General features: G+C 37.4%; 26 protein-coding genes. 16 read left to right on the top strand and 10 right to left on the bottom strand.

Annotated features, from left to right (window positions below; translation table 11 throughout):
- The first annotated feature begins 49 nt into the window (after positions 1-49).
- A complete protein-coding gene (locus MNY27_RS01530; RefSeq protein ID WP_152183799.1) occupies positions 50-532 on the top strand; it encodes a rhodanese-like domain-containing protein in 483 nt (160 codons plus the stop codon).
- Between the two features lie 8 nt (positions 533-540).
- Here MNY27_RS01530 and MNY27_RS01535 read toward each other — a convergent pair whose 3' ends face one another.
- The 3 genes from MNY27_RS01535 to gatC are packed head-to-tail and all read right to left on the bottom strand — an operon-like array spanning position 541 to position 2,291.
- Positions 541-1,644 (bottom strand): type IV pilus twitching motility protein PilT, encoded by a 1,104-nt coding sequence (locus MNY27_RS01535; RefSeq protein WP_152183798.1) that lies wholly within the window; start codon positions 1,642-1,644, stop codon positions 541-543.
- A gap of 12 nt (positions 1,645-1,656) precedes the next feature.
- Positions 1,657-1,998 carry an arsenate reductase family protein gene (locus MNY27_RS01540; RefSeq protein WP_152183797.1) on the bottom strand — a complete coding sequence of 114 codons (342 nt, stop codon included), beginning with the start codon at positions 1,996-1,998 and terminating at the stop codon, positions 1,657-1,659.
- 2 nt (positions 1,999-2,000) lie between these two features.
- Entirely contained in the window at positions 2,001-2,291 is a 291-nt protein-coding gene (gene gatC, locus MNY27_RS01545; RefSeq protein ID WP_152183796.1) for an Asp-tRNA(Asn)/Glu-tRNA(Gln) amidotransferase subunit GatC, read from the bottom strand.
- A gap of 133 nt (positions 2,292-2,424) precedes the next feature.
- Here gatC and MNY27_RS01550 point away from each other — a divergent pair, with 133 nt between their 5' ends.
- The 10 genes from MNY27_RS01550 (at position 2,425) to MNY27_RS01595 (ending at position 12,882) form a co-directional block, all read left to right on the top strand.
- Positions 2,425-3,021 carry a hypothetical protein gene (locus tag MNY27_RS01550; RefSeq protein WP_346391786.1) on the top strand — a complete coding sequence of 199 codons (597 nt, stop codon included), beginning with the start codon at positions 2,425-2,427 and terminating at the stop codon, positions 3,019-3,021.
- Between the two features lie 3 nt (positions 3,022-3,024).
- Positions 3,025-4,014 carry a hypothetical protein gene (locus tag MNY27_RS01555; protein ID WP_152183794.1) on the top strand — a complete coding sequence of 330 codons (990 nt, stop codon included), beginning with the start codon at positions 3,025-3,027 and terminating at the stop codon, positions 4,012-4,014.
- Entirely contained in the window at positions 4,014-4,841 is an 828-nt protein-coding gene (locus MNY27_RS01560) for a tyrosine-type recombinase/integrase (protein ID WP_152183793.1), read from the top strand. The genes MNY27_RS01555 and MNY27_RS01560 overlap by 1 nt, the downstream gene beginning before the upstream one ends.
- Complete coding sequence (locus MNY27_RS01565; protein ID WP_152183792.1) at positions 4,838-5,314, top strand: HD domain-containing protein; 477 nt, start codon at positions 4,838-4,840, stop codon at positions 5,312-5,314. Before MNY27_RS01560 ends, MNY27_RS01565 begins: the two co-directional genes overlap by 4 nt.
- A gap of 23 nt (positions 5,315-5,337) precedes the next feature.
- Positions 5,338-5,841, top strand: coding sequence for a hypothetical protein (locus MNY27_RS01570; RefSeq protein WP_152183791.1), 504 nt, complete (start codon positions 5,338-5,340; stop codon positions 5,839-5,841).
- Entirely contained in the window at positions 5,842-6,549 is a 708-nt protein-coding gene (locus MNY27_RS01575; protein ID WP_152183790.1) for a sulfite exporter TauE/SafE family protein, read from the top strand.
- Between the two features lie 76 nt (positions 6,550-6,625).
- A complete protein-coding gene (locus tag MNY27_RS01580) occupies positions 6,626-7,444 on the top strand; it encodes an HDOD domain-containing protein (protein ID WP_152183789.1) in 819 nt (272 codons plus the stop codon).
- Entirely contained in the window at positions 7,444-10,170 is a 2,727-nt protein-coding gene (gene polA / locus MNY27_RS01585) for a DNA polymerase I (RefSeq protein ID WP_346391787.1), read from the top strand. The genes MNY27_RS01580 and polA overlap by 1 nt, the downstream gene beginning before the upstream one ends.
- 53 nt (positions 10,171-10,223) lie before the next feature.
- The gene (locus MNY27_RS01590) at positions 10,224-11,363 is read left to right on the top strand and encodes an FIST N-terminal domain-containing protein (RefSeq protein ID WP_152183787.1); all 1,140 of its coding nucleotides are present in this window, start codon (positions 10,224-10,226) and stop codon (positions 11,361-11,363) included.
- Complete coding sequence (locus MNY27_RS01595) at positions 11,356-12,882, top strand: EAL domain-containing protein (protein WP_152183786.1); 1,527 nt, start codon at positions 11,356-11,358, stop codon at positions 12,880-12,882. The genes MNY27_RS01590 and MNY27_RS01595 overlap by 8 nt, the downstream gene beginning before the upstream one ends.
- Here the strand turns inward: MNY27_RS01595 and MNY27_RS01600 are convergent.
- Both MNY27_RS01600 and MNY27_RS01605 read right to left on the bottom strand, forming a co-directional pair.
- A complete protein-coding gene (locus tag MNY27_RS01600; RefSeq protein ID WP_152183785.1) occupies positions 12,874-13,134 on the bottom strand; it encodes an EscU/YscU/HrcU family type III secretion system export apparatus switch protein in 261 nt (86 codons plus the stop codon). The two genes, MNY27_RS01595 and MNY27_RS01600, sit on opposite strands and share 9 nt — an antisense overlap.
- On the bottom strand, positions 13,131-14,405 hold the full coding sequence (locus tag MNY27_RS01605) for a hypothetical protein (protein ID WP_346391788.1): 1,275 nt from the start codon (positions 14,403-14,405) through the stop codon (positions 13,131-13,133). The genes MNY27_RS01600 and MNY27_RS01605 overlap by 4 nt, the downstream gene beginning before the upstream one ends.
- 111 nt (positions 14,406-14,516) lie before the next feature.
- Here MNY27_RS01605 and MNY27_RS01610 point away from each other — a divergent pair, with 111 nt between their 5' ends.
- From MNY27_RS01610 to MNY27_RS01620, 3 genes are read left to right on the top strand one after another with little or no spacing between them, the layout of a single operon-like run.
- Positions 14,517-14,945 carry a hypothetical protein gene (locus MNY27_RS01610; protein ID WP_152183783.1) on the top strand — a complete coding sequence of 143 codons (429 nt, stop codon included), beginning with the start codon at positions 14,517-14,519 and terminating at the stop codon, positions 14,943-14,945.
- A gap of 2 nt (positions 14,946-14,947) precedes the next feature.
- Positions 14,948-15,499, top strand: a complete 552-nt coding sequence (locus MNY27_RS01615) for a thiamine phosphate synthase (protein ID WP_152183782.1) — start codon at positions 14,948-14,950, stop codon at positions 15,497-15,499.
- 9 nt (positions 15,500-15,508) lie between these two features.
- Entirely contained in the window at positions 15,509-16,837 is a 1,329-nt protein-coding gene (locus MNY27_RS01620; protein ID WP_152183781.1) for a cation:proton antiporter, read from the top strand.
- On the opposite strand, the gene MNY27_RS01625 is transcribed toward MNY27_RS01620, so the two are convergent.
- Complete coding sequence (locus MNY27_RS01625; RefSeq protein WP_152183780.1) at positions 16,826-18,070, bottom strand: NAD(P)/FAD-dependent oxidoreductase; 1,245 nt, start codon at positions 18,068-18,070, stop codon at positions 16,826-16,828. The genes MNY27_RS01620 and MNY27_RS01625 overlap by 12 nt on opposite strands.
- Positions 18,071-18,096: 26 nt before the next feature.
- Here MNY27_RS01625 and MNY27_RS01630 point away from each other — a divergent pair, with 26 nt between their 5' ends.
- Together MNY27_RS01630 and MNY27_RS01635 are read left to right on the top strand one after the other, a co-directional pair.
- Complete coding sequence (locus MNY27_RS01630; protein WP_152183779.1) at positions 18,097-18,771, top strand: tRNA-uridine aminocarboxypropyltransferase; 675 nt, start codon at positions 18,097-18,099, stop codon at positions 18,769-18,771.
- A 47-nt stretch (positions 18,772-18,818) separates the two neighbouring features.
- Entirely contained in the window at positions 18,819-19,568 is a 750-nt protein-coding gene (locus tag MNY27_RS01635; protein ID WP_152183778.1) for a carbonic anhydrase family protein, read from the top strand.
- Positions 19,569-19,592: 24 nt separating this feature from the next.
- Here the strand turns inward: MNY27_RS01635 and MNY27_RS01640 are convergent, their stop codons facing one another.
- From MNY27_RS01640 to pgsA, 4 genes are all read right to left on the bottom strand, one after another.
- Complete coding sequence (locus MNY27_RS01640) at positions 19,593-19,985, bottom strand: DUF6858 family protein (protein WP_152183777.1); 393 nt, start codon at positions 19,983-19,985, stop codon at positions 19,593-19,595.
- Between the two features lie 120 nt (positions 19,986-20,105).
- Entirely contained in the window at positions 20,106-20,780 is a 675-nt protein-coding gene (locus MNY27_RS01645) for a YggS family pyridoxal phosphate-dependent enzyme (RefSeq protein ID WP_152183776.1), read from the bottom strand.
- Positions 20,781-20,783: 3 nt separating this feature from the next.
- Positions 20,784-21,842: an RIP metalloprotease RseP gene (rseP, locus tag MNY27_RS01650; RefSeq protein ID WP_152183775.1), complete on the bottom strand. Its 1,059-nt coding sequence runs from the start codon at positions 21,840-21,842 to the stop codon at positions 20,784-20,786.
- Positions 21,839-22,393: a CDP-diacylglycerol--glycerol-3-phosphate 3-phosphatidyltransferase gene (gene pgsA / locus MNY27_RS01655; protein WP_152183774.1), complete on the bottom strand. Its 555-nt coding sequence runs from the start codon at positions 22,391-22,393 to the stop codon at positions 21,839-21,841. The genes rseP and pgsA overlap by 4 nt, the downstream gene beginning before the upstream one ends.
- Positions 22,394-22,399: the final 6 nt, after the last annotated feature.

Genomic DNA, 22,399 nt, shown 5'->3' on the forward strand with positions numbered 1-22,399 from the left:
AATTTTACAGACTCTTGATAGAGTATGTAAAATCAAATCAAGGAATGAAATGAAAGATAGATTCTTAAAAGTTGTGTTTATAGGTATCTTGGCATCAAGTACATTGGTAATGGCAAAAGAGATGAGCAAGATGGACTTAATCAATGAAGCTAAAAAAGAAGTTGGGGAAATAACACCTCAAAAGCTCAAGTATATGTTGGATGAGGGTGAGGATGTTATCGTTCTTGATGTACGTGAGAGCGAGCAGCGTTCGGAAGGGAGTATCCCTTATGATGAATTTAATAAAGAGAATTTCCATACTATCACACGTGGGAATTTAGAGTGGAAAGTAGATAAAGAGATAAAAGACAAAGATGCTGTTATTGTGACATATTGTCGTCGAGGTGGCCGTGGAGCATTGGCTGCAGAAGTGCTGCGAAAAATGGGTTATAAAAATGTAACAACACTCAAAGGTGGTCTGAAAGGTTGGGCAAAAGCCGGCTATCCTGTTAAAACAGGTTTGGGAAATGTTGTTCTAAAAAAAGAGGAGTAGAAAGGCTTTTACAGCCCTTCTATCATTTTCATTAACTCTTCTGGACGGTTCGAGTTTTTGATAGCATTTTCTTTTGTAATAACTCTTTTTTGAAGGAGTTCAATTAGCTGTTGTGTTTGTGTAGTCATAAATGTCTCTTGTTGGTTGAGTTGCATTTGTGAGTAGATTTGGTGTACTTTATCTTCACGAATCTGATTTTGAATTGCAGGATTTGTGATCAAAATCTCTTGTGTTGCCACTTTACCACTTCCGATACGAGGAATCAGTGTCTGAGAAATTACAGCGACTAAAGAAGATGCCAACTGTGCACGAACCTGAGCTTGCTCTTCACCACTAAAAACATCGATAATACGGTTAATAGTACTAGGAGCTGAGTTGGTATGGAGTGTTCCAAAAACCAAGTGACCGGTTTCAGCGGCAGTCAGAGCTGCACCGATTGTCTCGGCATCACGCATCTCCCCGATGAGAATAATATCAGGGTCTTGACGGAGTGAATACTTTAATGCTGTTGCAAATGACTCTGTATTACTTCCTACATCACGTTGTGAAAAGAGTGACTTGATGTTTTTATGCACAAACTCTACCGGGTCCTCAATCGTGATAATGTGACGACGTTCTGTCATATTGATCTCATGTAACATGGAAGCTAGTGTCGTTGATTTACCTGAACCTGTTGGACCGGTAACTAAAATAAGCCCTTTTTCTTTTTTTACAAGTTCTTTAAAGATTGGAGGGTTTCCATACTCATCTAGAGTAGGAATATCAATTGGAATCATACGAAAAGCACAACCGATTCCGTGAATAGTACGGTAGTAGTTGGCACGAAAACGTCCAATATCTTTCAACTCAAAAGAGAAGTCAAGTTCATTATGCTCTTCAAACTCTTTTTTCTGCTTGTCTTCGATGAGAGAGTAGGCCATCTCTTCAACATCATTTGCTGTTAAAACCGGAAGATTTAGAGCACGTAGCTCTTTATCTATTCTGATTTGTGGTTCACTTCCAACAACAAGGTGTAAGTCAGAAGATTTGAACGCTAAAACACTTTTGAGTAATTTTTTGATGTCTAATCTTTTGTTTGCACCTTCGGATGGTGTTGCAACTTCTTCACTCATAAAAGCTCCTGTTTACTTGAAATTTTGAATATATTCTTGCTCATTATAGCCTACTGTAAGCTTATCGTCAAACTCTACAACAGGTCTTTTAATGAGAAGATTTTCTTTGCAAAGCCATTCTGCTTTTTGGGCATCATCAAGATTGAGCTCTTTTAGTTTGAGATTTCTATATGTCGTGCTTCGTGAATTAAAAAGCTTGTTGATATCTACTTTTTCTAACCACGCGGTGATTTTTTCACATGGAAGTGGCTCTTGTTTAAAGTCGATGAGTTCAAATGCAATGTTGTTTTCTTTAAAAAACTTCAGTGCCTTTTTTACACTGTCACAGTTTTTGATACCGTAAACTTTTATCATTGCTACTCGATGATTTTTGGTACTATAAAGAAGTCATCTGCACTTTTTGGTGCATGTTTGAGAATCTCTTCATGGATTTCTGGATTGCAGTCTGGCGTATCCTCACGCAAAGGAGTAGCTGCATCACTCATTGCAAATGTTGCATCGACACCTTCGGTATCTAATTCGCTGAGGTTATCTACAAAGCCGACAATCTCGGAGAGTTGTTCAATGATTTCTTCACGTTTGTCTTCACTTATTTTTAAAAATGATAATTTTTCTAATCTGCTTAATAGTGCGTCATCTACTTGCATAATTTCTCCGTATATAATTTAATTTGTAGATTTTAACATAGAAACCTTATTTGTTTGATGAAACTTTAACAAACTATGCGATAATATTATGAAATTTTAAAATGCAGATGTATGTATAGATAAGGGAAAAGTTTTGAATTTAAAAGAAAATATAGAGATGGTAAAAGATGAGCTGAATTCAGAAGAGAAGTTTTTTGAAAAAGCGGTGATTACAGAGAGATTTGTAAAAAAATATAAAAAGCCTTTGATTGGTACTGTTGTTGCAATTGTTTTAATTGTTGTTGCAAATCTTACATATGAAGCAAGTGAGCAAAACAGAATTGAGTCTGCAAATGAGACTTTGGCAGAGCTGCAAAAAAATCCTAAAGATGAACTAGCACTCGCAAGACTTGAATCACTTTCGCCTCAGTTACATGATGTATGGCTTTATTCTCAGGCAATAGCTCAAGAGAGTGCGGCTGAACTGGAAAAACTTAAAAACTCAAAAGCTTTGATAGTCAATGATACAGCGCAATATGAAGCAGCGGAGTATAAAGAGGATTTAGCAGCACTAGAGGCATACTCAGGAAAACAAAATGCCATCTATAAAGATTTGGCGATGGTTATGAGCGCTATTCTCTTAATGCAAGAGGGTAAAATTGACGAAGCACATAACAAACTCAGTATGATCAGTGCAAACTCTTCTATGGCTCAGGTAACAAGTGCATTAATGCATTACGGAGTAAAATAGATTTTGAAGCAGAATATATTTTTACTATCATTTCTTGTACTTTTATTGAGTGCATGTAGTACAAAAGAGGTTTATGAACCGAAAAAACTCTCCAATGATTGGGAGAAAACATCTGCAATGGATGAAAGTATCGTCGATACTTCTGCAAATGTAGCACTGCTAGAAAACAGAAAAGTTCTCTCAGAAAATGGTGAGCTTAATGTAACGATTCCTGAGAATCAAAGAGTTATCTCACTGAGTGACAATAGAGTCATCAGTGCATCGATTGATGGAAACGTAACACTCACTTCTACAAAAGATGGTACGAAGACAAACATTGATCTAAAAAAGACCATCGCAGGTGCAAGTGTTTCTGGAAACATCTTAGCCGTACTCTTTACAAATGATGATATAGCTCTCTATGATACGCAAACAAAAGAGATACTCTTTAGAGAACAGGGTGGCAAGGTCATTGCCAATGATATGCGTATTGTAAACCCTTTCTTTTTAAATGATTTAGTACTTTTTTCTACTTTGGACGGAAAAGTAATTATTGTAAATACAAAGCTAAAAAAGCGTTTAAGAACGGTTATAGTCTCTTCGGAAGATTATTTTAACAATGTCATCTATTTTAATATCGCAGACAATAAAATTCTGGCAGCGACTTCGTATAAACTCCTTGCAATGGCACAAAAAGAGCTGCGTCAAAAGTATGAGATTCGTAATATTGTTTTTGATGGCAAACTTATCTATATTACAACAAAACAGGGAGAGATTCTTGCACTCACTCCTGACTTACAGGTAGATTCAAAAATCAAGCTTCCTTTTGCACACTTTCTTGGGATGATAAATCATAATGATAAGCTCTATATCCTTGAAAAAGAAGGTTATATGATAGTTGTGGATAAAAAAAGCTTTGACTACACTGTACATGAAGTTGATTTTGATGATGGTTTTGTTTTTGTCGGTGATAATGTTTTTTATGTAGATGATGAGAAAATCCTCGTAGAATAATGTCAAATGAGTTAGAGGCTTTTATAGAGTATATAACAGTCACAAAGGCACTCTCAAAAAAAAGTATTGAAGCCTATAGGAGTGATTTACTTTTTTTTGAAGAGAAGCTCAAAAAACCGCTTATAAAGCTCGATACAGTGACACTCCTTTGGGCACTAGAGAGTTATGAAAACAAAAGAACGCTCAATCGTAAACTCTCTTCAATCAATGCTTTTTTCGATTTTTGTTACAAGTCACAGTTTTTAGATAAACGCTCAAAGCTTCGTCTTGCAAAAATTCCCAAGCTCTTACCAAAGTTTCTCTCTTATGAAGCGATTCAAAAAGGTCTGGAGCTTATTGACAGAAGTAGCTGGATAGGTTTGCGTGATTATGCACTTATTCTCTTTTTGTATGCAAGTGGAGCGAGAATCAGTGAAGCGTTAGAGCTCTCACGCAATGATATTGAAGGAGAATGGCTGCATATTCGTCATGCAAAAGGGGAAAAAGAGCGCATAGTTCCATTGGCAGTCATAGCACGTGAGGCAATTGATACGTACTTGCGTGAGGCTCCGTTTGAGAAAGATTACTTATGGTATAACTACAGAGGTGGTAAACTGAGTCGTATATCTGCCTATAAAATCACGCAGAAGTATCTTGGAGTATCTCCTCACATACTGCGTCACTCTTATGCGACTTCGCTCATTCGAGGTGGTGCGGATTTACGAGTAGTGCAGGAGTTGCTTGGACATGCATCACTACTGACAACACAGGTCTATACACACATACAAAAGCAGGATCTAAAAGATACGGTATCTGTATATCATCCTATAACAAAGGAGAGTTTATGAATGAAGTAAATAATAAAATATTTTCAAAGCCATTTTTAGACTCACTCTTTTTTACACAAAACAAATGGCATCAACATGGAGTCTTGTGGCATACCTTGCGTGTTGTATATTATACGCTTAAACATGGTGATTTTAAGATGTTATCTGCTGCATTATTACATGATATCGGTAAGCCTTTTGTCGCTTTTAAAAAAGATGAAGAGGATAGGGAGTTTAATGAGTGGAGTTTTACAAACCACGAAGAGACAAGTTATCAAATCATTAAAAACTGGCCTCTGATCAGTGACTATACAAAAGATTTAGTACGCTATCATTATCTTATTCGCGATCTGAAAAAATCAAAAAAAGAAGATCTGGAACGATATGCAAAAAAGAAGCTTATATGGGATGCTTTGGATGATGATTTTAAAAAAGATTTAGAGAAGTTTTTACATTATGATGACCTTGGAAAAGGCAAAAAGAGACGAGATTAACTCAAAGGGAGTATAATACGCACATGAAAAAATTCGCACCGCTACTTATAGTAATCGTTATTATTGTTCTTATAGTCACACTCTTCTTATCACTTGGCAATGCACAGAAAATGGTAGTTATTAAGGAGGGAAACCTGAAAAAAGTTCCTCTAAAAATGGAAATAAATAAGTGCCAAGACAGCTTTTGTGGTATGGTAATTACTGAACTAACTTATGCTTCTCAAGTTGTTGGACCTGATGGAAAAACCTGGTTTTTTCATGACCATGGAGATTTTGTAGAGTGGCTCAAAGACAAACCGTTTGCAAAAGATGCAGTTATCTGGGTCATGAGTCGTGACACGCGTAGATGGATTGATGGACGAAAGGCGTATTATACAGTGAATGAACTGACACCTATGGGCTATGGTTTTGGGGCTTATGAGAAGAAGGGTGAGGGGATGATTGACTTTGAGAGTATGCGATTAAAAGTATTACGTGGAGAGACTATGAAAGACCCTAAAATTCGTAAACAGCTTTTAGGGAAATAGATGGATACAATCAACCTTTTAACTATTGTCTCTATCGCTTTTTTAGGCTCTTTTGGGCACTGTATCGGAATGTGTGGCGGCATTGTACTAGCATACTCTACGATTAAAATAGAGCCAGAGAGTTCAAAAGTCTCAAAAACAGTAGCACATCTGCTTTATAACTTCGGTCGAGTACTTACCTATACGCTTCTTGGTGCTATCTTTGGTGCTATTGGCGGAGTGGCAACATTTTCAAACAGTGCAAACGGGATACTTTTAATCATTGCGGGGGTTGCGATGATACTTGCAGGACTTTCCTTGATGGGAAAAATAAAGTTCTTGACAGTGATAGAGCACTCTATCTCTTCTTCAAATTTCTATAAACAATCTTTTCAAAAGATACTGCGCTCAAAATCAAATATCAGTTTTTTTATACTGGGGATGCTCAATGGTTTACTTCCTTGTGGATTTGTTTACTTCTTTGCCATCACTGCAGCAAGTACAGCAAGCCCGTTTTATGGTGCTTTAGTGATGTTTATCTTTGGAATCAGTACGATTCCTGCAATGTTTTCACTTGGATTTCTCTCATCTCTTGCATCAGCGACAAGCTTTAGAAATATGATGATGAGCCTCTCTTCGGTTGCGGTAATTTTATATGGTCTTTTTACGTTATATAACGGCTATGATTATCTGACAAATCCGTTACGTACAATTCTGCAATGCCACTAGAAAAAGAGCATTGGATATCGACCTTTTAATTTAATGCTAGTGTGATATAATAAATAAAAAATCAAAGGCCAATAGTATGAAAAGTTCAATCGCTGACAGTATAAAATCACTTCCTCCTCTCTCAAAAACAATAGCAGATATCAATAGAGTATATGCGGATGAAGAAGCTGGGATTGGGGAGTTGGCAAAAGTTATTGAACATGATCCTATGATTGTAGCAAATCTCTTAAAGGCTGCAAATTCACCTCTGTATGGCTTTGGCAAAGAGATTAAAAATGTCTCTCAGGCAGTAAGCCTTTTTGGTATGAGTATGACACGCTCCATTGCTCTTGGAAATGCTGTGAGAAAACTTTTAAATGTTGATATGCAGCCCTATGGCATAACAAGTGACAAATTTGCAGAGATATCTTCTATGCAGGCAACATTGATGAGTAAATGGTATCAAAAAATTGACAAACAAAAAGCTGAAAAACTCTATCTTGCGGCTTTTCTTCAAGAAACAGGTAAGATATTAATTGCGAGTGATGTCATTAAAGAAGATGAAGATATCAGTTTTAAATCAGAAGTAGAGATGTCAAATAATCTCGCTCAAGTTGAAAAATCTTATGTAAATGTTACAAGTTCAGAAGTAACGGCCCTTATTTTTGAACATTGGGGATTTGAGGATGAATTTGTAGAGATGATTCGTTATGCAGACAATCCCGCTGCAGCACCAAAAGAGGTCAGAGAGTATGCAACAGCACTGCATATTGTAAAAACTGTCTTACCTGTTAACAAACCTTTTAGCGAACAAGCTATAAACTTTGGTCTAAGAAAAGCAAGAGACGCTGGTTATGACCATGAGATACTAGAGGATGCCATCGATGATATACTTGATGTCATAAAGGCTTCTTAATGTCAAAAACTGTCACAATAATAGATACTTTTGGGTTTTTCTTTCGAAGCTTCTATGCACTACCACAGCACCTAAAGACAAAAGAGGGTTTTCCAACGGGACTTTTAACAGGATTTACGAACTTCATCTCTACACTCTCACGTGACCATGACAGTGACTATATCATCTTTGCAGTTGACTCCAAAGGAGAAACATTTCGTAATGAGATAGATGCAAACTACAAAGCAAATCGTCAAGCACCGCCACCAGAGCTCACTCAGCAGCTCCCGGTTGCTATGGAGTGGATTAATAAGATGGGTTACAAGACACTTGGTAAAACCGGCTATGAAGCGGATGATATCATTGCTACACTGGTGAAATGTGCAAAAGAGAAGGGTTATAAGGTACGTATAGTTTCTCATGATAAAGATCTCTGTCAGCTCATCGATGATGATAATGTAACACTTGTTGATGCCATCAAGAAAAAAGTGATGAATGAGCGAGCTTGCTATGACAAGTATGGTGTCACACCAAAGCAGTTTATAGATTATCAGTCTATTCTGGGTGACAGTGCTGATAATGTTCCCGGTGTAAAAGGGATAGGAAAAGTAGGAGCTGAAAAACTTTTAAAAGAGTATGGTGATTTGGACAGTATCTATGCGCATATCGATGAGATAAAAGGTGCCACGCAGAAGAAGCTCATTGAGTCGCGTGAGGCTGCTTACATGTCAAAAGAACTTGTAACTCTGCATCCTGATGTCTTTTCCTGTGATGAGTTCGATTTTGAAACCTATAAGATGGATATTGAGAATCCCTTTATAAATATCTATGATGAGCTTGTAGAGTATGAACAAAATGCAATTCTTCGAACACTGCATGCAAAAAAAATGGTGAGTGAAGAGCAAAAAGCAGCAGCTGTTAAAAAAGTAGCTAATAACAGAAGTGAGGAGTGTACAAATAGTGAATACACTGCAAAACTACTGACAAACAGAGACGAGCTTTTTAAGGTACTGGATGGACTTGATAAAGATACTTTAATAGCTTTTGATACAGAGACAACAGGACTGGATTATGAAAAGGATAAGCTTGTCGGTTTTAGTTTCTGTATGAATGAAGAAGAAGCCTATTATGTACCTTTTGGGCACTTCTATCTTGGTGTACCGGACCAAATCAGCAAAGATGATGCAAAAGAGGCTATGCGCAAGATATTTGAACACAGAGTAGTCGGTCACAACATTAAGTTTGACCTGCATTTTGTAACACGTTTTTTAGGTGTTGAGAGCCTACCGATAGAATCTGACAGTATGATTTTAGCTTGGCTTATCAATCCTGAGAGTGCACTTTCACTTGATAAGCTTGCAAAGGCACTTCTCAATCATGAGATGATAGCCTTTAAAGATACGGTCAAAAAAGGTGAGAGTTTTGCTTCTGTTGAGCTTGAAGATGCCTGTATGTATGCTTCTGAGGATGCACTTATCACCTACAAGCTCTACAAACTCTTTTTACACAAGCTGGAGCTTCAAGATGCACTTCATTTGATAGAGGAAGCTAAAGAGGTTGAGATTCCTTTTATAAGTACGCTGCTTTGTATGGAGCGACGTGGAATAAGAGTTGATGTGAACTTTTTAGAGGATTTTCTAGTTGAGGTAAAAGCAACATTAGAGAGTCTGACAAAAAGTATCTACGCATTAGCCGGGACAGAGTTCAATATCAACTCCACCAAACAGTTAGGTGTTGTACTCTTTGAGACACTTGGTCTGCCGGTTGGGAAAAAGACAAAGACAGGTTACTCAACAGATGAGAAAGTACTGAGCTCCCTCAAAGATAAGCATGACATTATTCCCAAGCTTTTAGAGTACCGTGAGGTCTATAAGCTCTACTCTACCTATATTGAACCACTTTTGAAATTGGCATATGAGGATGAAGCACATCGTATTCATACCTCTTTTGTACAAACGGGTACTGCAACAGGAAGACTCAGTTCTAAAAATCCAAATCTGCAAAATATTCCAACGCGTTCACCGCTTGGTGCAAAGATACGTGAGGCTTTTGTAGCAGGTAAAGGAAAAAAACTCATTGGCATTGACTACTCACAAATTGAACTGCGTCTTTTAGCACATTTCTCAAAAGATCCAGTTTTACTAGATGCCTTTATGCATGACAAAGATATTCACTTACAGACTGCCATCATCCTTTTTGGACAAGAGGAGGCAAAAGCAAAAAGAAACATTGCCAAAACGGTAAACTTTGGTTTACTTTATGGAATGGGACAAAAGAAACTCTCTGATACTCTGGGAATAACTACCAAAGAGGCAAAAGCAATCATTGAGAAGTATTTTGAGTCATTTCCAACGGTTAAGCAATACTTCCGCTCTATAGTTGATTTTTCAAAAGAGAAGGGTTATGTTGAGACACTCTTAATGCGCCGTAGATACTTTGACTACGAGCGTGCTACACCGATGTTTAAAGCTGCCTATGAGAGAGAATCTGTAAACAGTGTTTTTCAAGGAAGTGCGGCTGATTTGATTAAACTGAGTATGAATAAAATTCATCAAGTTATTTTAGAAGAAAATCTGTCGGCAACGATGCTACTACAGATTCATGATGAACTGATTTTTGAAGTAGATGCGGATGATGCAGATGTTTTAGGAGATAAATTTAGAGATATTATGCAGAACATTTATAAACTTAATATTCCACTCAAAGCATCACTGAATATCGGAGACAATTGGAGTCAGTTGAAATAAGTTAATTTTTAATTAATATTGAAAATAATATAATAGTTTCTAAAGGATACTGTATGCTTTTAGAAACTTATCTCTACACTGACAGGTGGAATACTTCGCTCAATGCTACGCTGGATTCCTCCAATACACTTATTATTGTCTTTGCGAGTTCAAAAGTCGAAATTATAAAAACCCCTCTGTTGGAACTCTCTCAAACCTTTCTTAATGCTGTTATTATCGGTGCTTCGACTGCAGGAGAGATTTACCAAGATGAGTTGTATGAAGATTCGCTTGTTGCATCTGTGATGAAATTTGAACATACTAAACTAAGGCACTCTTTATGTACACTCATTTCAACCGAAAACTCCTTTGAAGATGGTGTAAATATTGCACAAGATTTGTATCGTGATGATTTAAAAGGTGTTTTTATACTCTCTGACGGTCTCAATGCAAATGGTTCAAAACTGACAGAGGGGCTCTCTTCAGTGATTCCTTCACATATACCGATTACCGGTGGACTTGCAGCTGATGATGACAGGTTTGAGTCTACCTGGGTAGTGGTTGACAGTAAGCCAATGAGTGGTTTTGTCTGTGCTATTGGTTTTTATGGAGAGCATGTACATATTGCCCATGCTTCCAAAGGTGGATGGGACAGACTCGGTATTGAGAGGATTGTCACAAAAAGCAGAGATAGTGTTCTTTATGAACTTGACAAACAACCGGCTTTAGAGATATATAAAAAGTATTTGGGAGAGAAGGCTGCGGGTTTACCCGCAACAGGACTTTTGTTTCCTCTAGAACTAAGAGATGAAGCAGATTCGGATGAGAGTAAAGTGCGGACCATTTTGGCAGTTAATGAAGAAGAACAGTCCATTACCTTCGCAGGAGATATTCCGCAAGGATCGCATGTTACATTGATGAAAGCAAATTATAACCGCATTATTGATGGTGCGAGTGAGGCTGCTGAGAGTCTGTATCTGAAAGACTATAAAGAAGAAGTTGTTCTCTCAATAGCAATTAGCTGTGTAGGAAGACGTTTGGTACTTAAAAGCAGGGTAGAAGAGGAACTTGAAGCGATATTGGATGTAGTACCACAAAAAACAAAACAGATAGGTTTTTACTCTTATGGTGAGATATCACCACTGGCGTCAGGAAAGTGTGATTTGCATAATCAAACGATGACATTGACGCTTATATGGGAAAGTGATGCATAGGCTTTTACGAAGACAGCTGAAAAAGATCAACTATACAAAAGGAGATGTCTTAGAAAAAGATTTTAAGATTTTTCTAGATCTGGTTGAGAAAGCATATAGAGATGATGATGAAGACAGAGAGTTTCTAGAGCATACCTTAGAGGTCTCTTCAAAAGAGATGCATGATCTTTATGAAGAGTTGGAAAAGAAGTCTCGTTCAAAACTGGCACAAAGTGAGGCCCGTTTTCGGGCACTTGCAAAACATGATACTCTGACAGGTATATCAAATAGATTTTCATTAGAAGAAGAACTCTCCCGTTTAATCTCCACATCAAGACGAACGAAGACTCAGTTTGCTCTGCTCTTTTTGGATTTAGATCATTTTAAAAATATCAATGATAGTTTGGGGCATGATTTTGGGGATAAACTTTTAAAAGAGGTTGTAAACAGAGTCGCTCCAAAATTACGAAAAGAGGATATATTTGCTAGACTCGGCGGAGATGAGTTCGTTATAGTCCTTACAAATATCGATGAGACAAAACTCTCTATTATTTTAGAAAAGATTATCTCGTTATTTCGAAAACACTGGGAGGTTGACGGACATGTATTGAATATCTCTACAAGTATCGGTGTTGTTTTATATCCAAAAGATGGTAATGAAGCATCAGAATTGTTAAAAAATGCTGATATAGCAATGTATAGGGCAAAAGAATTAGGACGTGATAAGTTTAGCTTTTTTACACAGGAACTTAATGAGAGGATAGCATATGAAATCCAACTGGAAGAAGATATGTTCCATGCTCTCAAAAGAGCTGAGTTTGAACTTCATTTTCAACCAAAAATAGAAGCTTTAAGCGGAAAAATTGTTGGAGCAGAAGCACTGATACGCTGGAATCATCCAAAATTTGGATTCTTGCTGCCCCATCAATTTATAGAGTTGGCTGAAGATCATGGATATATAATTAAAATAGGTGAATGGGTACTTTCTGAAGCAAATAGAGTTATCAAGAGTATTAATGCATTAAATCTTTCCAATGAGATGCATATAGCAGTGAATGTCTCTTTAAAACAGTTGCAGGTCTCTGAGTTTTATAATATTGTACAAAGAGCACTTGTAGGCATTAAGCCTAGTCAGTTAATTATTGAAATTACTGAGAGTGTTATGGCTGAAGATATTGATTTTGCTCTGCATCTGCTCCAAAAGATACAAAAACTTGGTGTTAAAATAAGCATGGATGATTTTGGTACAGGTTACTCATCTTTAGCTTATCTTACAAAACTGCCGATAGATTCCATTAAAATAGATAAAAGTTTTGTTGATGAGATTCCAAAAGATGAGAGTAATAAAAAAATATTAATCGATACTATTATTGCAATGGCAAATACACTTGATAAATGTGTTATTGCTGAGGGTGTTGAACACCCTTATCAGCGAAAGTATCTTCAAAAGAAAGGGTGTAACTATTTTCAGGGATATCTTTTTAGTAAGCCTATAGATGAACAGAACTATATGGAACTATTAATGAAAGAATCACTCTGATTTTTTCGTCATATTGTAAATAAATGTAAAAACCTCTGCAACAGCTTTATACATCTCAGCTGGTACTTCTTTGTCAAGTTCTACTTTTGAGAGCAGTTCTACCAAATCTTCATCTTTTTTTATCGGTATGTCATTTAACGCTGCAAGTTCAATGATCTTTTGTGCAGTTTTACCTTTTCCCTTTGCAGTAATCCTTGGTGCTTTGTTTTTTGCTTGGTCATATTTGAGTGCAACAGCCTCCTGCTTTTTCATGCTTTTACCTCAAAACCAAGTTGTAACTCTTGTTCATTCGTATATGCTGGGGCATTTTCATTTGAACTTTTGATAAAACGGATATCTTTGGGATGTATTCCTGCAGAGAGAAGATTTCCTTTAAGTTGCCCAATATTACTTTTCATTTTTGTTTCCAGTTCAACGGACTCACACTCAATGTTGATGTTAAGCTGATTCTTTTCAAACATACCAAGCCGTAGTCTCAAAAAACCATACTCTTTTAACTGGAGCTCTATATCACAAAAGAATTTTTCATTCTTTGCAGATTTAAGTGTGATATTTCCATCTTCTAAAGCATCAAAATAGTAAGGTAGATAGATGGCCGAAGCATTGGAGAGATGGGAGAGCAGTTGATAATAGTCCATTTGTAGGGAAAGTTTATCTAACTGTTTTATAAGCTCTAATTTTTGGGGATGGTTTGTACTATTTAACTCTTCAAGACTTTTTTTGATAACAGCTTTAAAATCATCACTAAAAAGCTCTTGAATTTTTGTGGACTTTAGGAGTTTTTCAGGTTTATTGAGCTGCTGGAGTTGTGTATACAACTCTTTGGTCTCTTTAGTGAAAAGAATATCTTTTGGATACTGTGTTTTATCAAAATGTGAAAGTATCTGTTTATCTAGTTTATCCAATATCGTTGTTACTTTACTGCTCAACTGCGTGAGCATTGCTTTGTTTTGCTGTGGTGTTGTAAAAAGTTCACTTGAGAGTAGTGCTTTGATATCAATAAGCAGAGTTTTTACAACAGGTACTTTAGAGTCTTGCAGCTGAATGGCAAGCTCTTTTAGCTGCATTTGTAAATCTATTTTAGGGGCTGTGAAGTTTTTGAGTTTTGATTCTAAAAAAATGCCTGAGTTTTCCAGTCTGTTTTTGAGTGCTTTTTCTGTGATAATCGTGTTGTTACCCAGTGTAGTTGTAAGGATTTTTTGGAGCTTTTCCAAGGCAGGTAAAGGCTCTTTAGGAAGCTTTGTATCTAAAAGCTGTGCAAGCTCTTTGAGGCTTGTTGTAACATTTCCAAGAGATTTGAGCGTTGGATTGTTCTTTAAGAGTGTCAGCAGTGCTCTGTTTTGTGTCGCATCCTGTGGAGTTTTTTTTATAAGAGACTCTAAAACGGAGCCAAGGTCTTTCGCTTTTGCTAGTAGTGCCAACTCTTTTGGTGTTATATCTTTGAGCACCTCACGCAGCGCTTTGTTCGTATTTGCTAGAACAATGTTTAAAGTTTTGTTACCTGAGCTCTTTATATCTATCATAATAGGCTAAGTATAGCATTTTTTTTGTATAATTCTTATCACCACCCCAACAAACTAACTCAAAACTTGAGTTAGTTTGTTGGGGTGGTGATAAAAAAACAAGGGTGCTTTATGGATAGTAAAATAACAAAAGTATTGGATATTTGGCATAAATATTTTGCAGATGAGGAGAATCAATACTCTGAGTTTGAGCCTTCTGATATTGAGTATTTTGTAGGTTGTATGCTCTATAACCATTTTGCTTTTTCAAAGGCACACCATAATCTAAAAACGATGGACTTGAGTTATGACTTTTTATCTTCATGTGGTGATGCGTATGAAGCAATCCAAGAGATAATCAGTTCCATATGTTTTGAGAGTGAAGAAGAAGCACTTGCATACTTGCAAAGCTATATTCAGGAGGCAAAGGCAAAGTATACAAAACCGGAACTCTATCTCTTAGATAGACTCGACTATCATGTCTCTGCAATGGCTGAGCGTTATGCAAAAAATGTTGATGTTGAGTATATTGACTTTGCAAATCCGCTGCTGAGGAAGTAGGGATGAAAAAGTATCTCATTACCTCACGTGAGCATTATACAGATACACCGGCAGTCTTTCGCTCTATTTTACAAGAGGGTTTAAAAAAACATCTGCCTGATTTTGCACTCTATAGGGACAAAAACAATCCACACTATGCAATACAGGCTGACCATTTTTTAGATGTTTGTAAAAACTTTTATGGGCTTAAGGCTTTTTTACATCAAGATTATAACTTAGCAAGTAAACTTGGTGCAGCAGGAGTGCATTTGACTTCACAACAATTTGATGATATTTCTCTTGCCAAAGATTTGGGTCTTGAAGTTATCATCTCAACACACACACATGATGAAGTGCATATTGCTGAGGCAATGGGTGCTGATTATGTAACTTATTCGCCTATCTTTTCCACTCCCGGCAAGGGGGAGAGCAAAGGTGTTGATGACTTGGCAGAGATTGCCGGAATGACAGATATTGATATTTTTGCACTTGGTGGTATAATAGGTGATAACGAAGTCGCAGCACTCCAAGAGAGTGGTGCCTTTGGATTTGCATCAATTCGATATTTTGAGTAGGAGGAAGTGATGGGTGGACATGACTTGTGGACATACTCTGCCATTATTATCTTCTTCGTTGTTTTAGCGAAGATAATTTCACAAAAAACTTCCACCGTTGATGTACTCTGGCTTATTCTTTTTGGATCCATCGGTGTTAATCTAGGCATACTTCCCGAGCATAATGCAATACTTGAAGCTATTGGAGAGTGGGGGATTGTCTTTGTTATGTTCGCACTTGGGTTTGATGAGGACTTGAACCACTTCATACAAGGGCTCAAGCGAAGTTTTGGTATTGCCGTCATTGGTGCAATCTTTCCTTTTTTAGCCGGTTTTTATACTGCAAAACTCTTTGGCTATGACTTTAACTCACAGATGATTTGGGGTCTTACGATGACCGCAACGGCAGTCAGTCTGACAATGGTAAGTCTGCGGGAAGAGGGCCTGCATAGAACAACAGCTTCAACAGCTATTATGAGTGCGGCAGTAGTTGATGACATCCTCTCCCTTATTGGTCTTGCTATTATGATTCCTATTGCTATCAGTGCTACAGGAGGATCTTCTCAAAGTGTAGAGTTTGGAGAAATCGCAATAATCATACTCAAGGTTCTTCTCTTTTTTGGAATTATCAGTTTTATCGGTATGGTGCTTTTTCCTGATAGTCTGCAAAAAGAGAAAGGAAAAGAGCACGGTAAGTTTTTTCATTTGGCAGTAAAGGTAAGAAAGTATCTTGGTATCAGACGTTTACTGACTGCATACAGTGGAAAATTCACACCGCTTGTAATGATATTTACAGCATTTTTATTTGGTGCCATTGCAGACAAGTTTGGATTTCATCCGGCAATTGGGGCATATTTTGCAGGACTTTTTCTGCGTGAGGAGTATTTTGTCATTGAAGTTGACAATGTACTAAGAAGTCATAAAAGAGATGGTGAGTTCGTTATCAATCATCTGGCCTATACTATTTTTGGTCCTATCTTCTTTGTTGAGCTTGGAACAAAACTGATTTTTGATTATCATGTACTTTTTGATATTTTGCCAGCAGTTTTTGTACTCTTTTTTGCCGTATTGGTTTTTCAGGTGCTTTCAGCTGCTTTTGCAGCACGCTATACCGGTGGCTATGCTTGGCATCAAAGTGTTATGGTAGGACTTGGGATGCTTGGACGTGCTGAACTTGCTTTTATTGTTATTGATATTACTTATACTGATAACCATATTATCGATTTTCATCAGTTTTATATTTTAATATGTGCTATCTTTATGCTTAATCTTGCAGTCCCAACTGCCATTAAGTGGTGGGAACCTTACTATATGGGTAAAAAAGAGTTTCGTCTTTTTGGTGTGAAATTATCGAAGTAGTTTACCTGCAAGATAACCGCTTGCAAAGCTCCACTGCAGGTTATAACCTCCACAGGGACCATCAAGGTTCATAACTTCTCCACAAAAATAGAGTCCGTCAATAAGTTTACTTTGCATTGTTTTTGGGTTTATCTCTTTTAAACTGATACCGCCACGGGTAATCATTGCCATTTTAAAGCCGTCATGCCCTGTGACAGTCAGTGGTGTCCATGCAAGCAAAGAGATAAGTTTGTCACGCTTTTTTCCTTCTATCTTTTTGTATTTATCATCAGGATTTATTTTTGCAAGTCTGCAGAGCTCACGTGAGAGTGCTTCTGGCAGTAGTGTTTTTAGAAGATCTAAAACAGTTTTGATATTCTCATGCACAAGCTCTTGTTTGAAGTGCTCTCTAATCTGCTCCTCATTTTTTCCTTTTGTAAGATTGAGTAGCAGGGGTACTTCGCCATATTTTTTTAAAAGCGGTGTCACTTCTCGTGCAAAATCAAGTACGACAGGACCACGAATACCGCTCTTTGTAAAGATAAGGTCCCCTTTTGCACGTAGTTTTTTATGTTTTTTAATATCTACCCGAAGTTCAACTTTTGCAATGGTATCAGCACGGCAGTTTTGTACCCAATCCTCTTTTGTTTTAAGTGGCATCATGGCCGGAGAGAGGTCTGTGACTTTGTGTCCGAGCTCGCTTGCCAAATTATAGCCGTTACCTTCAGCTCCAAGGAGAGGATAACCAAGACCACCGGTGGCAACGATAACATTGGGAGCAAAAAATGTTTCGTTTTCTGTCCGTACACCATCGATATGTTTGCCGGTTGAGAGCAGGCGAGTGACCTTTTGATTGCATCTTACTTCTACACCAAGACGCTCCATCTCTTTTTTAAGACCTTCTATGATAGTTAGAGACGAGTGAGAGGTTGGAAAGATTCGAAATCCGTCAGGTGCATGTGTTTCTATGCCGATTTCTTCCAAAAAAGCAATGAGTTTTTTATGATCAAAGGCTTGCAGCGCATCTTGCATAAAACGACCGTCTCTGCCAAAACGTGCCATAAACTCTTCATTAGATAAGGTATTTGTCAGGTTGCAGCGTCCACCACCGGTTGCTTTGAGTTTTGCTGCGATTTGAGAGAGCTTTTCAAGAAGGAGTACTTTACTACCGTCTCTCGCTGCAACAATTGCCGCAATGATGCCTGCTGCACCAGATCCGATGACAATTAAACCATACTGTTTTTGAGTAAGCATAAGGCTATTTTAGTATAATTTTGCTAATGAAACAGACATATTATGGTAATAGAGAAAAATGTTATAGATGTTACAGACCAAAAAGCTCCTGTATGTGCGAGTACTTTTGTGAGATAGAGACAGAGACAAAATTTGTTATCTTAATGCATCCAAAAGAGTTCAAGAAGGTAAAGAATAATACAGGACACTTTACACATCAAAGTCTTAAGAATTCTGAGCTTTTTATCGGTATTGATTTTACTCATAACAGACGTATCAATGAGATTATTGCAACACATGAGAGTTATATTCTTTTTCCTTCACCTCATGCACTCAACCTTACGCAGAAAAATCCAAAAAAAAGTAACAGGCCGCTTGCGATTTTTCTTATAGATTCTACATGGTCGTGCACAAAATCGATTTTCTATCACAGTAAAAATCTGCAAAATCTGGGACATATGAGCTTTACAACAACAAAAAAGTCACAGTATCAGATAAAAGAACAGCCAGATGCAGCGTATCTCTCTACAATGGAGTCCACCCTTGTTGTTTTAGAAGCGTTGAATCAGCATGGTGTTGAGTATATAAAAAAAGAGTCATTAGAACTTTTTTTGGAACCGTTTTATAAGATGATAGCGTATCAACAAGCACTAATAGCAAATCCAAAAAGTAATGCAGTACGTTTTAAACGCTATAAAGAATTAAACTTCAACCATTTATAATGAAAATAATTCTATCATAAGAGTTGAACTTAACAGTAAGGAATTGAATGAAATTCAATAATATTTTAATAAGCAGTTGTCTTTTAGCAGGCTCTTTATTTGCAGGTGTACATCACTCTCACTGGGGATATACAGGGCATGAAGATCCTGCACATTGGGGTGATCTAGATCCAAAATATGCAGAGTGTAAACTGGGTGGTTCTCAATCTCCTATAAACATCAGAAAAGAGATTATCGTAGAGACAAAAGGTCTTGTACCGATTAATTTTCACTATACAACAGGTGCATCTGAAGTGATTAACAATGGACACAGTGTACAGGTAAACATTAAACAAGGCAGTTTTATCATGATTGACGGAAAAGAGTTTGAACTCAAGCAGTTTCACTTTCATACACCAAGCGAAAATCAGATTGACGGAAAAAACTTTCCGCTTGAAGCGCACTTCGTTCATCAGGCAAAAGATGGTGCTTTAGCTGTTGTCGCTGTGATGTTTGAAGATGGTAAAGAGAATGCAATTATCAATAAAATCTGGAAAAAAATGCCAAAAGAAGCAGGCAAAAAAGTACAATGCGGATTATCTGCTGCAATGATGAATGAGCTTTTACCAAAAGAGAGAGCTTACTACAGATTTGATGGTTCTCTGACTACACCACCATGTTCTGAAGGTGTAAGATGGTTTGTTCTAAAAGACTACTCAACTGTTTCAAAAGAGGAAGTCGAGGAGTTCCTGCATACAATGCACCATCCTAATAACCGTCCGGTTCAGCCTGTAAATGCCAGAAAGGTTTTGCAGTAAATTTTATAAGTAAGAGATTTTCTCTTACTTGTTGGCTACAGATTTAGCCCACTCCTCCATAACTTTGTGAAGCTGTTCGTTTGGTGCTTCCAAAAAGTCAATCACGAAAGAATCTTCCAGCTCACTCACACCAAAACTTCTTGGACGTGCTGCTAATATCTTTGTATTTGGAATCTGTTTTCCAAAACAGAAAATGAGGTTTTGTGCATCTTTGATATCTGGATTTATCTCACCATCTGCAAGATTTGCAGTATGCTCGTAGTGATTAAAAAGAGCGATGTATGTTGCGATGGGATGATTGTCAACTTTATCTTTCAGATAGGCAATAATTTCTGAGACCGTTGTAAATGTCGTTTCATTTTTAGCTATTTCTAGAGAGAAGACCGGATATTTATCCATAAGAATAGTTTTTTTCATAGCAGGTACCTTATAATAGTTTTATTTAGAAATTTTATCTAATAATTATTATAAGGCAATAAAATGATTAGGGTTACCTGAATATTTTAAGATTTCTTTTTATTTGTTTGTTCGTTCAGTCTATCTGTTAAACATGATAGAGCCAAGACGAACCATATTAGAACCACACTCGATAGCAAGTTCAAAGTCACTGCTCATTCCCATCGAACAGATAGTCGCACCCTCTAGTTGTGTAAAGATATTGTGTGTTGTTACAAAGCTTTCTTTGACTTGCTCTTTATCATCAGAGTGTGCACCAATGCTCATAACGCCTTTTAAGTTGATATTTGGGCACTCTTTTTGAATTGCTTCATACGTTGCAATAGCATCTTCAGGAAGTACACCATGTTTGGATGCTTCTTTAGCAGAGTTTATTTGCAAGAGGCAATCAAGTGTCATCTCACGCACTGCAAGTCGTTTTTGCAGTTCATGTGCAAGCTCTAAAGAATCAAGCCCTTGAAAGAGTGATGGATTTATCTCTAGGAGTTTGTTTATCTTGTTCTTCTGTAGGTTGCCGATAAAGTGCCATTCAAGAGGTAAATCTTCAAGTTCTGTTACTTTTTTCTCTAAGTCTTGTACTTTATTCTCTCCAAAAGCACGCTGACCTATATGGTAGAGTTTTTCTACCTCCTGCGATGTTGAGTACTTGCTTACTGCTACTATCTTTACAATATGATGAGGACTTACTCTTACTCTTGCAGCTTCTACGCGGCGTATAACATCATCTATTTTAAGTTTGTATTCGATATCGTTCATTTTTTATCCTTGTCCCATTAGTCTGTTTATATCATTGAAAAGCCCTAGCCCCATTAATCCAAAAAGAATAACCCAACCTGCAATAGTAAGGTTTATAAGGATTTTCTCACTTGGCTCACGGCGAAAAAGCATCTCATAGAGATTAAACATAATATGTCCGCCATCAAGTGCAGGAATTGGAAGCAGATTTAAAACTCCCAGGTTAACAGAGATAAGTGCAGCAAAGAAAAGAACACTCATCCAGCCTGCATCAGTTGCATCAGAGGTAAGTTTTACAATACTTATAACACCACCCATTTCAGATGCAGGTACTTCACCGAAGATGAGTTTTTTGACCCCTGTAAAGATAAGCGTAGAAGCAAAAACAGTCTGTTCTGTTGCATACTCGAGCTTCTCAATAAAGTCCAGTTCCCTCTCTTTCATAACACCGGCTGCAGAGATACCTATCATTTTACGTTTGATATCTTCACCATACATATTTTTGGCATCTTTTAATTCCGGTGTGAGTGTTATAAACTTGAGATAGCCTTTTCTGTCAACTTCAAGTGCAATACTGCCTTGTGACTCCTTAATGAGCTCTGCCATCTCTTTCCAAGAGGCTATTTTTTTGCCATTGATAGAGAGGATGGTATCATTGGATTTTAGTCCTGCAACATATGCTGGAGAGTCTTTTGTAACCTCGCCGATAACAGGGGCCAATACTGCAGGATTACCCATCGCAATGGCAAAGTAGAGAAAAAATGCTAAAACAAAGTTTGCAAGTGGTCCTGCTACAAGGATGAAAATACGCTGCAGGGGTGACTTGGAATTATAACTGTCTTGGTCGTAGTTCTTTTTTGTAGGGTCAGAATCATCTTGACCTTTCATACGGACATAACCACCAAGTGGAATGGCTGAGATACTCCACTCTGTGTTAAAAGCTCGAAATGTAAAGAGCCTCTTTCCAAAACCGATACTAAAAACCTCTACAGAAACACCCATCATTTTGGCAGCACTATAGTGTCCAAGTTCGTGAAAAAAGATAAGTCCTGAGATAACTATCAGTGATACGAAATAGCTCATGAAATTTCATCCTTCAGTAGGGCTTTTCGAAAGCCCCAAAGATATTCAAGACCGGAATAAATTGTTAAAAATACCGCAAACCAAAGTAGGGCATCTCCAAAAGGCCAGCGCATTAGTAAAAAACCGATAGCTATCATCTGTGCTACTGTTTTTACTTTACCGGCCCAGCTTGCTTTTACACTTACACCTTCACTTACAGCTACTGTGCGGATACCTGTAATGAAAAGCTCACGTACGATGATGATGTAAATAGCCCATGCAGAAGCTTCTCCTATAACCATGAGACCCAAAAATGCAGCAAGGGTTAGCATCTTGTCTGCAAGGGGGTCGAGTATGGCACCAAGAAGTGTCATCTGATTCCACTCTCTTGCTATATAGCCGTCAAAAAAGTCTGTAACAGATGCTAGAACAAAGAGAAGTGAAGCAAAATAGTAGTTCCATGTAATGTCAAAGCCATTGTTTGTAAATATTTGGGGATTTAAAATAACCCAGAACATCAATGGCGCAAGTACTATACGGATGGATGCCAAAAAATTTGGTAAATTTAACAATAAAGT

The organism is Sulfurimonas sp. NWX79 (genome assembly GCF_039667035.1).
Classification (GTDB): domain Bacteria; phylum Campylobacterota; class Campylobacteria; order Campylobacterales; family Sulfurimonadaceae; genus Sulfurimonas; species Sulfurimonas indica.